This is a genomic window from Halorhodospira sp. 9622 (genome assembly GCF_022228025.1).
Lineage (GTDB): Bacteria > Pseudomonadota > Gammaproteobacteria > Nitrococcales > Halorhodospiraceae > Halorhodospira > Halorhodospira halophila_A.
On sequence record NZ_JAJNRE010000010.1, the window covers coordinates 85,039 to 100,257 of the forward strand.

Sequence of the window (15,219 nt, forward strand, 5' to 3'; positions counted from 1 at the left end):
TGGCGGGACGTATGGCGGGCAGGGTGCGGTGTCGGATGGACGCTGCGCGAGGTGCAGGGTTGCTCGGGTCGGGGATCTGGTTGCTGTTGCTGGCGATGCCGGTCGTGGCTGACGAAGCCCCTCCGCCCGAGCAGGCGGGCGAGGGCGAGGTGGTCGACGAGGACGCCTTCGAGGAGCACGACTGGGATCGGACCCTTCACCGCTTCGAGCTGCAGGACGGCGTCGACGTCGTTGGTGAGGAGCAGACCGCCCGGGCGAATGCCGAGGATACCCTGCTGGATGTCGCCAAGCGCCATGCGGTCGGCTACGAGCAGATCCGCATGGCCAACCCGGGCGTCGATACCTGGCTGCCGGGGGAGGGCGCGGAGGTTCGCATCCCGTCACGCTACATCCTCCCCGATGCGCCGCGTGAAGGCGTGGTCATCAACCTGGCCGAGATGCGCCTCTACCACTACCCGGAAGACGAGCAAGTGGTGGAGATCTTCCCGGTCAGTATCGGACGCATGGACTGGTCAACCCCGCTCGGGCGTACCGAGGTCACCGGGAAGATCGAGGACCCGGCCTGGTACCCGCCGGAGTCGATCCGCAAGCAGGCCGAGGAGCGAGGCGAAACGATGCCACGCGAAGTGCCCCCGGGACCCGACAACCCGCTGGGTCGGCACGCCATCCTGCTCGACATCAGTGGCTATCTGCTTCACGGCACCAACCGCCCCTGGGGCATCGGGATGCGGGCCACCCACGGGTGCATCCGGCTGCATCCGCGGGATATCGAGTACCTCTACGATCAGTTGTCAGTGGGCACGCCGGTGAAGATCGTCAATCAGCCGTTCCAGGCAGGTTGGTCTGCCGACGGGGTGCTCCACCTCCAGGCGTTTCCGTTCTTCGAGGAAGACGATCCGTCGCGGGCGGAGCGCGTCGAGATGGCCGTCGAGAGTGTCGCCCACGCCCTCGGCGATACGGCCCATCGGGTGGACGGCGCGCGGGTCCGCGCGGCTGCCGATGAGCAGGACGGGCGGATCCGCCGTGTGTCCCGGAGTAACGCCACCCCGCATCGTCCGTCCGGGGAGTGAGCACCCCCCCAAGCCGCATAGCGGCTATCGGCGGGGTGCTGCGCCGCCGTGGGGTCGACGACCCTTGCTGCCATGCCCGTAGCGAAAAAAAAGCCCGACGCGGGGCCGGGCTTCCGGGGATGCCGGGCGTCGCGTTAACGCCCGGGGTTCCGACGGTTGGTTACTTCTGCATCGTCCGCTCGAACATGCGGTCGATCTTCTCCTCGTTGTCCTCAGCCTTGCGCAGCGCCTCCTCGGCGATGCTGTGTGCCTCGGCCGCCCGCTCGTCAGCGCCCTCGGCGGTGTCGCGGGCGTCTTCAGCGATGGCGCGGGTTTCGTCCATCTCGGCGTAGAGGTCCTCAAGCTCACGGTCCACCGCGGCGCCAATCTGATCCTCATCCACGGTGGCGCAGGCGGCGACCAGGCCGAAGGCGGCGCCGACAGCCGCGAGCTTGGCAACGGATGCGAAACGTTGAGGCATCGAGTATCTCCTTGTGCTGGGAAGGTTTTTTTGCGCCTATTCGTGTTTGAATGCTAGCGGATATACACGCGTGTGCCAATGCCCACAAGGCTGGCCAGCGCCTCGACCTGATCGTCTTCCAGCGCCACGCAGCCATCTGTCCAGTTGACATGCCGGTGGAACCGGACATCACCATCGCCCACCCCGTGGATGCCGATATGCCCGCCCAGAGCCGTCCGCTGGGGCGGACGACCCAGGCGGGCAAAGTCATCCAGAAAATCAAGATACTCCTCTTGGTCGATGGTCCCGTCATCCCGGGCCTTGCGCGCATTCTCCAGACTTGGGTAATTCAGCCCGAGAAAAAGATGGTACTGGCTCTCTTCATTGATCCGGTTGATGCGGAATTTTCCCAGCGGAGTGGTCCGGTCGCCGCGACGGCGGGTTTCCGCCGTGCCGTAGCGGCCCACGGCGAGGTTTTCAAAATGCGCGAAGGGGCGGTCCCCTTCAAACACGGTTATCCGGTAGGTATCGGTGTCCACCAGAACCCATCGTTCATCGTCCTCCGGCTTGAACGGCAGGTCGTTCGGCGGCTCCTGCTGCGCCGCGAGCAGCCCCGGCGCAAGCATTGCCAGGCAAAGGAGCAGCCGCGCCATCCGGCTCACGGTCGGCCTCCGGTCTGCAGCCACTGGTGCAGGTCCCCGGCATCGAACGGCCAGAACAGGCGCCCGCCGGGGTGCTCGCCCTCCAGGAAGGGGATGCGCTCCTGGAGCGCCGGGTCGTCCGGGAAGTGGTCGAGGACGTCGGCCTCGTGCAGCTGCAGCGGGGTGTAGGCCGCATAACGGCGGATGAGGTCGCGCGCCTCGTCGCAGAGGTGGCAGCCGCTGGTCCCGTAGAGCGTCACGGATTGGGTCATGGGTGGCGTGTGTGCCGCTGGCAACCGTACCTTGGCGTATAATACCCAGCCGGCCGGCCCCGGCAAACCATCGCTGAGTGACTGCAGAGAGGGACTGATGACCGAGCCGCCGTGCATACACGGGCGTTTGAGCGTGGCCCCGATGATGGAGTGGACCACGCCGCCGGCACGCTACTTCCTGCGCCTGCTGGCGCCCAACGTGCGTCTCTACACGGAGATGGTGCCGGCCGTGGCGCTCTGGCACGGGGCGGCGGAACGTTTTCTGCCGTTTCACCCGGCGGAGCACCCGGTGGCGGTGCAGTTCGGGGGTAGCGACCCGCAGGAGCTGGCCCACGCGGCGCGCCTCGCCGAGCAGTGGGGTTACGACGAGGTCAATCTCAACGTCGGGTGCCCCAGTGACCGTGTGCAGTCGGGGCGTTTCGGGGCCTGCCTGATGCTCGAGCCGGCCCGGGTGGCCGACTGCGTCGCCGCGATGCAGGCGGCCACCCGCTTGCCGGTGACGGTCAAAACCCGCATCGGGGTCGACGATCACGACAGCGAGGCCTTCCTGGACGCTTTCGTGGAGGCCGTGGCCGCAGCGGGGTGCCGGAGCTTTATTGTGCATGCCCGCAAGGCATGGCTTTCGGGGCTCAGCCCCAAGGAGAATCGCGAGATCCCGCCCCTGGATTACCTCCGTGTGCATCGGCTCAAGGCGCGGCGGCCGGATCTGGAGGTGGCGATCAACGGCGGTATTGCGGATGCGGCGACGCTGCGGGAGCAGCTGCAGTGGGTCGATGGGGCGATGATCGGCCGCGAGGCCTTCTCCAATCCCTACGTGCTGGCACAGTGGGATTGCATGCTGTTCGGAGGCGAGTTGCCCGGGCGTCGTGCTGTGGTGACCGCGTATCTGCCTTATGTCGAGGCGCGCCGGCGCGAAGGGGTGCCCATGAGCCAGCTGGTCAAGGTGCTCATGGGGCTGTTCAATGGATTGCCCGGTGCCCGCGCCTGGCGTCGGACCCTGACCGAGGGCAGTCAGCAGCCGGGGGCCGGCCCCGACGTGATCGAGCGCGCGCTGAAGTGCGTCGCCCATGGGGAGGCTGCATGACGGCGGCGCCTGCTGCCCGCTAGGCGTCGTGGGGCAGGGTCTCCAGCCTCCAGCCCTCTGGTTGACAGCGCAGCAGGCTGCCCTGATCGAACCAGTCACCCACCACGAAGCGTTTGCCCCAACCGAAGGGTGTGTCCAAGTCGTGAATGGCCGGACGATGCGTGTGGCCGTGGATGAGCCAGCGCACCTGGTGCTCCCTGAGTGCCGCATCCACCGCCACCGGGGTGACATCCATGATGGCCTCGTCCAGCTGCTGGTTCCGCTCGGTGCTGGCGCCGCGCGCCTGGCGCGCCTGCTCGAGTCGCTCCGCCACCGGCAGCGCCAGGAAGTGCTGCTGCCATGCGGGATCGCGCACCATGGCGCGGAACTCCATGTACTCGGCGTCATCGGTGCACAGGCTGTCGCCGTGCATCATCAGCGCGTGTTCGCCGTGGATGGTCACCACGCTGGGATCGGGGAGCAGGTGGGTGCCGCTGGCTGCGGCGAAATCGGCACCGAGCAGGAAATCCCGATTCCCGTGCATGACGTAGATATCCGTGCTCGCCGCGGCTGCACGGAGGGCCTGCAGGACGGGGTCGTCGGCGGAGACCGCGTCGTCGCCGATCCACGCCTCGAACAGGTCGCCCAGGATGTAGACGGCTTCGGCGCCCGGCGCCTCCTTCTCGAGGAAGCGCAGGAAGGTGTCCGTCGCAGCCGGGCGGCTGCGGTCCAGGTGCAGGTCGGCGATGACCAGAACGGGTTGGGGCATGGCGTCGGTCCGAGTCCGGTGTCATTAACGGAGCGCCAGTGTCCCTCGAGGGCGGAGCGCGGGCAAGGCCGTGGGATGCCCCCGGAATAGGGCGACGCTGTTAAAATGCCCCGCCATGAACGAGATGACCGTCAAGACGCGCTTTGCACCGAGCCCGACCGGGGCCCTGCACCTCGGCAACCTGCGCACGGCCCTGTTCAATGCCCTGCTGGCCTACGGCAACGGCGGGCGGTTCGTGTTGCGGATCGAGGATACCGATCGTGAGCGCTACAGCCCGGAGGCGACCCGCTCGCTGATGGGCGATCTGCGCTGGCTGGGACTGGACTGGCAGGAAGGCCCGGAGGTGGGCGGTCCGGCGCCGCCGTACCACCAGTTTGACCGGGGATTTCTCTACGACGCCTACTACCGACAGCTCGAGGCCGAGGGGTGGGCTTACCCCTGCTTCTGCAGCGAGCGCGAGCTGGAGATGGCCCGGCGTGCCCAGCGCTCGGCCGGGCAGCCGCCGCGCTATCCCGGCACCTGCGCACGCCTCAGCGCCGATGAGGTGGCGCGCAAGCGCGCCGAGGGGGTGCAGCCGGCTCTGCGGTTCCGGGTGCCGAGCGGTGAGCAGGTGCGCTTCGATGATCGCATCCACGGTGAGCAGAGCTTCCGGACGGATGACATCGGCGACTTCATCATCCGCCGCGCCGACGGCACCGCCGCGTATCTGTTCACCAACGCTGTCGATGACGCGCTGATGGGGATCACCGATGTCCTGCGGGGGGATGATCACCTTACGAACACCCCGCGGCAGTTGCTCATCCTGAAGGCCTTGGGGCTGTCGGCGCCGCGTTACGGCCACATGGGGCTGATCACCGGGGCCGATGGCGCGCCGCTGTCCAAGCGCAACGGCAGTCGCTCCGTCGGTGAGTTGGCTCGAGAGGGGTATCTACCCGAGGCCATGCTCAATTACCTGGCTCGGGTCGGGCACACCTGCGCGTCCGAAGCGCTGCTCGATCTCGCCGGCTTGGCCGAGGTCTTCGATCCGGCGCGTATCAGCACGGCGCCGTCGCGTTTTGACCCGGACCATCTGCGGCACTGGCAGGACGAGGCAGTGCACCGCAGCCCGGCGCGGCGCCTGCGGCCGTGGATGGGGATCGATGCCCTGGTGCCCCCGGGGTACGCCGACGACCTGGTCAACGCCGTGCGCGATAACGTGCGTTTCCCGGCGGATGCGCGGGACTGGGCCAAACGGGTCTTCGCCGGGCCGCCGGGGCTCGATGCCGACGCCGAGGCGGCCATCGTCTCGGCGGGGCCGGAGTTCTTCGAGGCTGCCGTGGGTGCCGCTGAGGAGGGCTACACCCGGTTCAAGGGGCTGACCGAGGCGGTCAAGGAACGTACCGGGGTCAAGGGCAAGCGACTCTTCATGCCGCTGCGCGCGGCGCTTACCGGTCGATGTAGCGGTCCGGAGCTGCAGCCGGTGGTCGACCTGATGGGCGGTGAGCGGGTGGTTGAGCGGCTCAGGCGCGCCGCCACCTTCGCCGCGGAGCAAGGCGCGCAGGGGGAGTGATGCTGAAGATCCACAACAGTCTGACCGGAGCCAAGGAGCCGTTCCGGCCCATTGAGCCGGGGCGGGTGCGGATCTACGTCTGCGGCATGACGGTCTACGACCTCTGCCATCTGGGCCACGCCCGTGCCCTGGTGGTCTTCGATGCGGTGGTCCGGTATCTGCGCTGGCAGGGTTACGAGGTGACCTACGTGCGCAACATCACCGACATCGACGACAAGATCATCCGCCGCGCGGCGGAGAACGGCGAGCCGATGAGCGCCCTGACCGATCGCTTCATCCAGGCCATGCACGAGGACTGCGCGGCGCTGGGCGTCGAGCGCCCCGACCATGAGCCGCGTGCCACCGAGCGCCTTGAGTCGATGATCGCGCTGATCGAGGAGCTGATCGCCGGCGGCCACGCCTACGTTGGCGAGAACGGCGACGTCTACTTCTCGGTGGCCAGCTTCCCGGCGTACGGCAAGCTGTCCGGGCGTCGGGTGGAGGAACTGCGCTCGGGCTCGCGCATCGAGCCGGACGAAGCCAAGCGTGATCCGGTGGATTTCGTCCTCTGGAAAGCGGCCAAGAGCGGTGAGCCGGCCTGGCCCTCGCCGTGGGGAGATGGTCGGCCCGGCTGGCACATCGAATGCTCGGCCATGTCCCGTGACCTACTCGGCAGCCACTTCGATATCCATGGGGGCGGGGTCGATCTGCAGTTCCCGCACCATGAGAACGAAATCGCCCAGAGCGAGTGCGCCAGCGGTCACCGTTTCGTCAACTACTGGATGCACAACGGCCACGTGCGCATCGATGACGAGAAGATGGCCAAGTCGCTGGGCAACTTCTTTACGGTGCGCGACGTCCTGGCCGAGCATCCGGCCGAGGCCGTCCGTCTTTTCCTGCTCTCGAGTCACTACCGCAGCCCGCTCAATTACACGGGGGATGCACTGGGCGAGGCCCGCGGGGGGCTGGAGCGGCTCTACAACGCCCTGCGCGGACTGCCGGAGGCAGAACCGGCGTGCAGCCGGGCGCGGGAGCGCTTCCGTGAGGCGATGGACGACGACTTCAATACCCGCGAAGCCCTCGCGGTGCTCTTCGAGAGTGCCCGTGAGATCAACCGGCTGCGCGAGGGCGGTGACGAGGCAGGAGCTGCTGCGGCAGCCGCCGAGCTGCGTGAGCTCGGCGCGGTCCTCGGGCTGTTGCAGCAGGACCCGGAGAGCTACCTGCGCGGCGATGTTGCGGATGCCGAGGTCGACGAGATCGAGGCGCTCGTGGCGCAGCGGGCAGCGGCGCGCAAGGCGAAGGATTTCGCCGAGGCCGATCGGATCCGGGACGAACTCCAGGCGCGGGGGATTGAGCTGGAGGACACGCCGGAGGGGACCAAGTGGCGGCGAACCCGCTAACGAGGAGGGCCGCATGGCGTGGCTGATCGGGGTGGTGCTCGCCGTTCTAGCCGGTGCCCTGGTGGCGTCGGCCTATGCCGTTTACCGCGTGCAGCGCACCCTGGAGCGGGTCCAGCAGGCTGAGCAACGCATGGAGAGCGTCGAGACCACGACCCGGCAGATCCTCGAGCACTTCCGGGGGCTCTCCGCGGGGGCGGTCGGCCAGGGGGAGCACCTGGCCCGGCTGGAGCAGAACCTGGCCCGGCTGCGGCGGCGTCTGGATCAGGTGGCCGCAGCCGGCGGCACGGATGGCAGCCGCTTCAATCAGGCGATCCGCATGGCGCGCAAGGGGGCCGAGGCCCGGGAGATCGCCGATACCTGCGAGATCAGTCAGGTGGAGGCGGACCTGGTGGTTCTGCTTCACGGTCCGGGGCGCGGAGAGGGCGGCGCCTCCGGGTGATCGAGTGACGGGCCGGCGCCGGCGGGCCCGACATCCTGCTCCACGGTCCAGGTGAACGCCAGTAGGGCAGCGATGGCCTCCGCAACCTCGGGGGGTGGTTCCGCGTCGTCCTCAAGGCGGGCCAGTGCCGCGGCCAGGTCGGGGTCGTCGGGTAGCGCGAAGCCCCGGGTTGCGGCTCGCTCCAGGAGGGTCCGCCCGAACTCGTCCGGCTCCGGATCAGATCTGCTCATCGATGATCCCCTGGGTTGCGGTGGATGAAGGGGCGGTACCGTCGTGAGCCGGCCACCCGTGGTAGCAGGTAATCGCGCCGGGTTCGAGGCCGGCGGCGCGGAGGCGTTGTTCAAGCTTCGGGAGCGCGTTGGCCAGGCGCTCGGCGCTGACACGCTGCTGGGCCCACCAGGCCAGATCGGCGCGCCCGCCGGCCAGGTGCAGCGAGACTGCCACCGGGCCCAGTCGCTCGAGTGCCAGACGGGCCTCGATGGTCCACGCTGCGCCGCCGTCTGCCCCGGTGGCGGGGCGGATGCGCAGTCGCAGGGCGTGCAGGGCGTCGCCCTGGCGTACCGGGATGTCGAGCGTCCAGTCGCGTGTCCCGCGGGTGTGGAGGGCACGGTGGGCCTGAAGTGCCTGGATGCGCCAGAAGAAGGCCTCCAGTTGGTCGAGCAGGGCGCGCTCGGCCGGCGGGAACTCCGGCGTGGGCCTCTTGCGGTCGCCCCCCTCCGGGTGGCGTGGGCGCAATGCAGCGAGCCAGGCGCTCAACCGCCCCTTGAGATCCGCGCCCGTGTCGGCACCGCGGGCCAGTCGAGCCTCCAAGTAGAGGCCGGCGTGGGCCAAGGTCTCGCGGATACCGGCGGCGGAGCTCAGTGAGCGTGCCGACGGCACGGCATCCTGGAACTCTTGGCACGCTGTGTGCAAATCAAGGTTGGTAAGAGGGCGCCGGAGTGCGCTGCGCAGGTCGCCTACCAGCGATTCCGCAGTGGCCTGGCGGGGCAGGGCCTGGCGCAGGGTCCACTGCAGCGCCGGGCGGGGGCCAAGGTGGTCGGTGACCTGTAGCACCAGGGGGTGGCCCACGCTGGCCACACGCAGTCGCAGGCGATCGCCGTCGGCCACCGGTACATCGGCCCGTGCGGGGAGGCGGTGGGCGCCGAGGATCAGGATCAGCCCGGCCCCGGTGAGCCGGGCCCGCGCCTCCAGGGTGTCCCCCAGGCGCAACGGCAGATCCGGCCGGCCGCTGGCCTCTGGGAAGCGGATCCACACCGTGGGACGTTGTGCTGACATGTCAAGCAATTGACACCCTTGGTGCGTCAAAAAAATGTCGCTCTGCTACAGGTGTCGCCCTGGTGACGCCGGACTAGTCCTCGGCCGCCAGGCTCTCGGCTACGGACTCGAAGGAGCGCACCCACGCACCGCGCTCCGCGACCGCTTCTGGGAGGGCGTCAAGGGCTGCGTGAGCGGCCTCTCGGTCTTCGTGGGAGCCGTGTAATAGCAGGAACCACAGATCGCCGTCGTCGCGCTCCGTAGCGACCACGTGGGTCGGCTCATCCAGTGGCTGTTGCCCCGCGTATTCCTGCAGCGGAGCTGGCTCAGAGGCGGCCAGCAGCTGGATGGTGTAGCGCTCCCCGTCCTCGCCGCGGATCCAGTCCGCGCTATCGGCCAGGTCCTCCTCCGCGGTTTCGGTGCCCGGCTCGCCCTCGGTCGGACCGCTGTCAGTTGGCCCTTGCGCAGCATCCGGGGTGTCGAGGAGCTGCAGGTTGGTCGTCGACTGTCCCGTGGGGGAGGGTGGCTCCTGTTCGTCAGGGCTGTCCCGGAAGCTGTAGCGCCCGGGTAGATCCAGGCCAAAGGGTGTGTCGCTTGCCGGCTCGATCTCTTCGCTTTCGGCCGCGACTGTCTCCTCCTCGGGTTCCTCGAAATCCTCGATGGCGAGTTCCTCCGTCGCCGGGCCGGTGGATAGCTGGTGCGTGAGCAGCCAGTAGGTGCCCGCCGACGCGGCCGTGATCCCGGTGACACCGGCCAGGGCCCACCGTAAGCCGGTGCCGCGGAGCCCGGGCGATTTCGCCGGGCGCGGCCCCGGCTTGGGCGCCGGCTGGTCGGAACTGGCCAGCCGGGCGGTCAGGCGTCGATAGGCCGCCTCGTTGATCCGCTCCGGGTGTCCGCCGGATTGCCAGAATATGTCCTCGATCTCGTGCGGGTCGAACAGGGTGTGCTCGGCACCGGCGCTTCGGGTTCGGTGGTCCAGGTAGGCGCCGGTCTGCTCCTGGCTCAGCGGGTACAGGGTCGTGGTGTGAAACCGCTCCGCGGGCGGCGTCTCCGGGAGGCTCTGCAGGCCGGCGGGCTCGAGGGCCATGGCGAGGCTGAAGGCCTCGTCGTCCTCGGCGAGTTCTGTCCACAGTCCAAGCAGCTCGTCGATCTCCCGTGCGGGCAGGGCGTGGGCATCATCGATAAGCAGGGCGGGGCGAACGCCGCCACGGCGGGCACTCCGCACGTAGTTCAAGGCCTGTTCGCGGGATCGAGGAGCCAGGGTGCCTTCCTCGGCCTCTGCGGCGGCGACCAGAGCGCCCCACAGGGTATCGATGTCGGCACCGTCGCCCTGGACCCGCTGCATGCTCAGCCCGGGGGGCTGAGATTCGGCCAGGCGGCGCAGGAGTGTCGTCTTGCCCAGGCCCGCGTCGCCGCTAATGAGCACGATGCGTTCGCCGCTTTGCAGGAGACTGAGCGTGACGTTGATCTGCGTGATTCGGGCGCTGTCCTCGAAGGGAGGGTCGGGAATACCGACGAAGGGCTGTGCGGTCAGCCCCAGTCGGTACAGGGCCGCCTCCGGGAGGTGTAACGTCGTGCCGGTTTGCGGAGCCATGCAGGACCTGGAGGGTGCTCTTCGGTCAGTGTGCCGCCAGTTTAACAGAGCCGGTGCGATCGTCATGGCCGGAAGTGTTGACACCCCCGTCAGCCGCCCTTACCATTGCGCTCGCTTTACGGCACAGCGTCCCCATCGTCTAGCTGGCCTAGGACACCACCCTTTCAAGGTGGCGACACGGGTTCGAATCCCGTTGGGGACGCCATTTTCCTTTTTCGCACGTAACCTGCTGTTATTCCACGGAATGCCCCGTGGCGTCCCACGCGCTACCACCCACGTTTACCACCCACGCTAGCCACCCATCGTCGCTGGGTGCTCGCTGCTAAGGATAGCGGAGTCGGGCGAGGCACAGGCTGCTGGGCTCCAGCGCCGTGTTCGACATGGATTGGTGTTCTTCGCCACGCTATGCCCCGCTTTGCTCCGCGCAGCCTGCCGTGTGCGGTTGTGGGTCCTGTTGAGCGAGCACATTCAGCGTCTCAGCGTCGATTTGCCTCCTTGCGTATGCCTCTGCGGTGCCTGCCTTGACTGCTTCAGATGCCGGGATTGCCACTAGCACGAAGGTTGTTGTACCCGGCGCTGCGCTGGTCATAAGCGGGCTAACCAGGGAGGCTTCGGGGAGGGCTCGGTTACGGAATCACGTGCGGTCTTTTGGCGCACCCTAACGGCTTGTCTGGACACGAGCTGGGGCTGTCGACCCTCACTTCCTTACTTACGAACCGCTTCCCCGGGGTGACCAGTCCCAGTAGCGCTCCCCTGCGATGAGACGGTTCGCCAAGAGCGCTGACTCCTTCCGATGTCAGGCATGCGCGACTCAATCGACGCGGAGAAGCCTGCGTTATTACCGCTCTCTAAGCGAAAGTCAGCGCTAAGGAGCGTATGCCAGACCTGCCTGCGCCCTTACGCGAGAGAACTGACTCAATCTTGGAGATCACGTTTAGGAATCCACGGTACGGCACCATTGGTGTTTTGGCTCAAGCATAAGGACAAACCCTAGGCGAGGTTCCGTGTAGCGGTTAATGTCCACACCTCAGAGCGATCAGGGGGGGGGGTCACCGGTGTGTATCGCGTAAATGACCGAATTGCGCATGAGCCCCCGTCCGAATTATTTTCGGTGTGGCCTCTGTGTCCTTCTCCTCGTAATATTTTATCGCTGCACTAACCCCAACCGAGAAGCCAGCAGTGAAGCTAGGTGGAGGGTTATCTATTTGCTTGCCGGATAAAACCATGGCCTGAAACAAATGTCCATGGTCTTCGCCGCCAAATCTTTCCCCTATTTCCGTAAGTAGCCGCCTTTCAAAGGGGCCGCCTACATCCATTTTCGTTTTCCTTACCAAAAAATCCGCAAAGCCAGAGAAAACACCGTAAAAGAAAAGATAGAACTCTACTGGTGGGTCATCGTCGAATCCGTAATACCTTAATGTTTGCTCTATTGGGCGGTGCGTGATTTCGATAATCTGGTTTGCAAAAATTGGGATCGCATAGTTATCTTCAGAGTCTTCCTCGACGTAGTATTTGTTTTGTCTCTTTTGTTTTTTCCAGATTTCATCCTGGCGCTCCCGCGCCATGCGCAAACCCTCTTTTATGGAGTGATCCTGGGGGTTGGCGCCAATCTTCTTGGCCACTTCTTTTCCGTGGTTATGAACGATGACGAGAAGGGCAACAAAACAGATGATCAAACCGATTATTAATTCCATTTTTTCACCGTGATCGAGGAGCGAAACATGGGTCGTGCACGGGGTAATAAAGAATGCACGTTAGAAATTCCCTCAGGCCAGGACACAGCTATATAGGAAGATGTCTCGCCGGTCCAGGCGGAATAAGAGGGCACAGTGAGCGGGGAAACGACCATACATCCAACAAGAGATTAGTAAGGGGAGCACACCAAGGTAGCCCCTGCCTGTCAATACCCTCTCGTGTCGTGATTCGTCCCTTGACACCTGCGGCTCGACTCAAACAATAGGCTCTACCTCGTTGATATACCGAAGCCGATGGGCTGTGCCAGTTGACGCTGGAAAGCAGTCAGCTGTTGATCAAGCTAACCGCATTTCTTCGTGGTCGCCCTCAGGGGGCTGACATGGAGTGGACAGCGTGACTGGAAGGCGCCTCTCAAGACCGCAAGACCTAACGCGTCGCTCTGGTGTCTAGCCGCTTCCCAGCCTGAACATCGACGCAAGAGCTTCCTGACCGAAAAAGTCCTTCTATGTCGTTCACATGCTTAAAAAAACTCCGCGAGGTCTGGCCCCACCACGATCGCGGTCGCATTACGAGCAGCATTACGATAAAGTCAAACAACGTGGTGCCCGCCCTTCTCTTAGGTGACCTTTAGACTCTAGAGGCGAGGACTAGTTCGTTGGATTCCTTAGAAGAATCAACCTCAGGCTCACATGCTGGTAGTTTCTACCCTTCTGCCCGGTGCTCTTTTGCTGATTTTCTTGTCGAGTGCTTAGATGCGGTATCTGCACCCAACTGGGACCCAGAGGAAAGAGGTCAGCACCTTGCGATACTTCGGGGCTACCTTGGCCGTCCCTGGTTGCTGCCAGCCGAGATCAACCTCCTCGAGCAGGTACGAGAGGAGTTTGAGAGTCAGATGAGGAACCCATATCCAGCTTTCTTCGAGGACCCTCTTTCTTTCGAGGCGGGTAGTTCTGAAAATCTGGTAGAAAGGCTTCGTGCCCTCGCAGTCTCGCACGGTGCGGAACAATACCTATACCACGGAACAATACTTGGCCGTATCGGTCAGATTAGAAGATCAGGCTTGAAGCCTGGAGAGAAGCCGGTTTGGAAAACTGAAACGGAGAGGGCCCACAGTGATGAGGCGGTGTACTTCTCGGAGACATGGAGAGGTGCTGCGTGGTGGGCATACACAGCGCATCTGCAAAGTCGCGGTCGCCGGGACGGTAGACACCGGCAGCCAGTTGTTATCAGAATCCCAGCTGATGGGCTAGACATGGAAAAAGATATCGTGGCTACAACCCACGGTTGTGTGAGGGTGCGCGGGACCATCGATGTTAGCTCCGGTCACCTTCTCCAAGGTGAGCTTCGGGGGTATCCGTTCTGGAAGCCTCTCGGGTAGGACCTCGGGGTTGATAGAGGACTAGAGGAAGATTTGTGTCGGCACTGGGTGGTCTCGAGAAGTTACGATCCCCCCTAAGGGGAGCCCCAGATTATCTCTCTAGGGGATACCTTAGGTACTCCTTAGTGCTCCCTTTGGTCTCTACAGGAACCCTCTAGGATAAAGAACCTACTACCAATACTAATAATAAATACCTAAGTACCTCCACAGGGTATCCTCAGGACAACCCTTAGGTACCCTAAGGAATACCTGAGGTCTCCTGTGGAGAAGCCACTGTGTCTCATCTGGTTATCTACATGGGGTACCCCAGTGGCCTACGGGGAACACCAAGGTTTTTCATGGGGGCAGACCCAACATGCAGAACATCGAGAGTAATCAAAAGGGAAGACTCAGGTCTCCTCGGTGACCAGGCCAGTTAGGCCGGTGTGTCGGTAGAAGACCTCCTCCATGATCGTCTTCGTGACGTTCCTGGCAGATTCTTTCACCAAGACGGCATCATGGATTGGTAGAGCAACCACGTGTCTTTCCCGCAGCTCTTCGAGGACCCCAACGAGTATCTCGCTTTCGGTGTATTGAACAGAGTGGCCTATTCCCGTTTCAAAGTGATGAGCGATTGGAGCGTGGAAAGCCTTTACTTGGTCGATCAGCTCTGGGCCGCGTATCGTCCAAGGTAGGTCCCCTCGAGTGTCCCTTGGCAGTCGAACCATTGGCTGCTCCACAAAGAGCAAGGCGTTGAAGATTTTCTTAACAACCCCCCGGTGACCAATGAGCCCGGGTATGGTGTAAGCATCGTCAAAGGTAGGCAGTAGTCCAGTCTTGGCGTAGAGGATCCTCGGAGCCATCTGAGAATAGTCGAGGGATACGACGGGCTCATCATCAATGGCGATGCAGTCCAATCGGTCTGCTTTGCTCATGGGCTGCCAGAAGCCCCCGAATAGGCGCCCCCCAGATTGAAAACTTCCCCTGGTAAAGTAACGGCGTAAATGGCGGTCGCTGGGGTCAATGCGCTGGGCGCTGCTCAGCCGCAGGTCGTCAACCAAGATATCCGCATGGTTCAGCCATTGGTTGATTTTGAGCATGCGTGAGCGTAGCTGGTTCGTTAGCTCTGTGTCCTCGTACTCGACCAGGTCGGCGGGATCACCGGTCCCGTCGGTCTTGGATTTCAAGTAGACGGTCTCATGGTCTTCCATCCCGAGATCTTCGAAGTGGAGGTCATATCGGTCGATCCGCTTGATCAGTTCGCGCTCAGGCCAGATGCGGGTGCGGCGAGCCTTGGAAAACACCTCTTGGTGGCCCAGCTCTATTCGCATGATCCCAAGCTCCGGTGCGGCTAGTCGGTCCATTATCTGGGGAAGGACGCTGCTGCTCGCTTTGGGTCGATAACGACTCTTGCGCCCCAGTACCTGCCGTGAGCGAGAGATAGCCACCCCCTCGCCGTCGTTGGCGATTAGGTGATGGTAAACGAGGTTTGCGACGAGTGCGGTGATCACTTGTTGGAAAATCTCTTGGTCACGAGGGCGCCGTTTACGGGTTCTTAGTCCGGTGCGCCTCTCGTGGTTTTCGCACTCGGCCGCGATCTCGGACATGAGAGCCTTAGCGCGTTCGCTTCGGGCAACGCGATAGGGGTTGAACCAGCGGTCCTTGGGTTGGTCTGCAACATCGATGGTGGGACTGCTG

General features: G+C 64.3%; 14 protein-coding genes and 1 tRNA gene. 6 read left to right on the forward strand and 9 right to left on the reverse strand.

Annotation, left to right across the window (positions count from 1 at the left end):
- Positions 1 to 95: 95 nt before the first annotated feature.
- The gene (locus tag LRG07_RS07630; protein WP_238632930.1) at positions 96 to 1,070 is read left to right on the forward strand and encodes a L,D-transpeptidase family protein; all 975 of its coding nucleotides are present in this window, start codon (positions 96 to 98) and stop codon (positions 1,068 to 1,070) included.
- A gap of 160 nt (positions 1,071 to 1,230) precedes the next feature.
- Here the strand turns inward: LRG07_RS07630 and LRG07_RS07635 are convergent, their stop codons facing one another.
- The 3 genes from LRG07_RS07635 to LRG07_RS07645 are packed head-to-tail and all read right to left on the reverse strand — an operon-like array spanning position 1,231 to position 2,422.
- Positions 1,231 to 1,530 (reverse strand): Lpp/OprI family alanine-zipper lipoprotein, encoded by a 300-nt coding sequence (locus tag LRG07_RS07635; RefSeq protein ID WP_201167612.1) that lies wholly within the window; start codon positions 1,528 to 1,530, stop codon positions 1,231 to 1,233.
- A gap of 53 nt (positions 1,531 to 1,583) precedes the next feature.
- Positions 1,584 to 2,162 (reverse strand): murein L,D-transpeptidase family protein, encoded by a 579-nt coding sequence (locus LRG07_RS07640; protein WP_207189875.1) that lies wholly within the window; start codon positions 2,160 to 2,162, stop codon positions 1,584 to 1,586.
- A 5-nt stretch (positions 2,163 to 2,167) separates the two neighbouring features.
- Complete coding sequence (locus tag LRG07_RS07645) at positions 2,168 to 2,422, reverse strand: glutaredoxin family protein (RefSeq protein WP_201167597.1); 255 nt, start codon at positions 2,420 to 2,422, stop codon at positions 2,168 to 2,170.
- Positions 2,423 to 2,519: 97 nt separating this feature from the next.
- On the opposite strand from LRG07_RS07645, the gene dusA reads away from it, so the two are divergent.
- Complete coding sequence (gene dusA, locus LRG07_RS07650; protein ID WP_201167595.1) at positions 2,520 to 3,506, forward strand: tRNA dihydrouridine(20/20a) synthase DusA; 987 nt, start codon at positions 2,520 to 2,522, stop codon at positions 3,504 to 3,506.
- 19 nt (positions 3,507 to 3,525) lie between these two features.
- Here dusA and LRG07_RS07655 read toward each other — a convergent pair whose 3' ends face one another.
- On the reverse strand, positions 3,526 to 4,254 hold the full coding sequence (locus LRG07_RS07655) for a UDP-2,3-diacylglucosamine diphosphatase (RefSeq protein ID WP_238636447.1): 729 nt from the start codon (positions 4,252 to 4,254) through the stop codon (positions 3,526 to 3,528).
- Positions 4,255 to 4,369: 115 nt separating this feature from the next.
- On the opposite strand from LRG07_RS07655, the gene gltX reads away from it, so the two are divergent.
- From gltX to LRG07_RS07670, 3 genes are read left to right on the forward strand one after another with little or no spacing between them, the layout of a single operon-like run.
- Positions 4,370 to 5,803: a glutamate--tRNA ligase gene (gene gltX / locus LRG07_RS07660; RefSeq protein ID WP_238642085.1), complete on the forward strand. Its 1,434-nt coding sequence runs from the start codon at positions 4,370 to 4,372 to the stop codon at positions 5,801 to 5,803.
- Entirely contained in the window at positions 5,803 to 7,182 is a 1,380-nt protein-coding gene (gene cysS, locus LRG07_RS07665) for a cysteine--tRNA ligase (protein WP_238636446.1), read from the forward strand. The genes gltX and cysS overlap by 1 nt, the downstream gene beginning before the upstream one ends.
- A 13-nt stretch (positions 7,183 to 7,195) precedes the next feature.
- The gene (locus LRG07_RS07670; protein WP_201167587.1) at positions 7,196 to 7,621 is read left to right on the forward strand and encodes a DUF2802 domain-containing protein; all 426 of its coding nucleotides are present in this window, start codon (positions 7,196 to 7,198) and stop codon (positions 7,619 to 7,621) included.
- On the opposite strand, the gene LRG07_RS07675 is transcribed toward LRG07_RS07670, so the two are convergent.
- The 3 genes from LRG07_RS07675 to LRG07_RS07685 form a co-directional block, all read right to left on the reverse strand.
- Positions 7,582 to 7,851, reverse strand: a complete 270-nt coding sequence (locus LRG07_RS07675) for a hypothetical protein (RefSeq protein WP_201167585.1) — start codon at positions 7,849 to 7,851, stop codon at positions 7,582 to 7,584. The two genes, LRG07_RS07670 and LRG07_RS07675, sit on opposite strands and share 40 nt — an antisense overlap.
- Positions 7,838 to 8,896: a flagellar hook-length control protein FliK gene (locus LRG07_RS07680; protein WP_201243122.1), complete on the reverse strand. Its 1,059-nt coding sequence runs from the start codon at positions 8,894 to 8,896 to the stop codon at positions 7,838 to 7,840. Before LRG07_RS07680 ends, LRG07_RS07675 begins: the two co-directional genes overlap by 14 nt.
- Positions 8,897 to 8,969: 73 nt before the next feature.
- Entirely contained in the window at positions 8,970 to 10,469 is a 1,500-nt protein-coding gene (locus tag LRG07_RS07685; protein WP_238642086.1) for an SPOR domain-containing protein, read from the reverse strand.
- Between the two features lie 128 nt (positions 10,470 to 10,597).
- Here LRG07_RS07685 and LRG07_RS07690 point away from each other — a divergent pair.
- Positions 10,598 to 10,674: transfer RNA gene (locus LRG07_RS07690), tRNA-Glu, on the forward strand.
- Between the two features lie 844 nt (positions 10,675 to 11,518).
- Here the strand turns inward: LRG07_RS07690 and LRG07_RS07695 are convergent.
- Entirely contained in the window at positions 11,519 to 12,163 is a 645-nt protein-coding gene (locus LRG07_RS07695; protein WP_238642087.1) for a hypothetical protein, read from the reverse strand.
- A gap of 1,768 nt (positions 12,164 to 13,931) precedes the next feature.
- Positions 13,932 to 15,219 (reverse strand): hypothetical protein (locus LRG07_RS07700; RefSeq protein WP_238642088.1); only part of this gene is annotated, 1,288 nt, incomplete at its 5' end.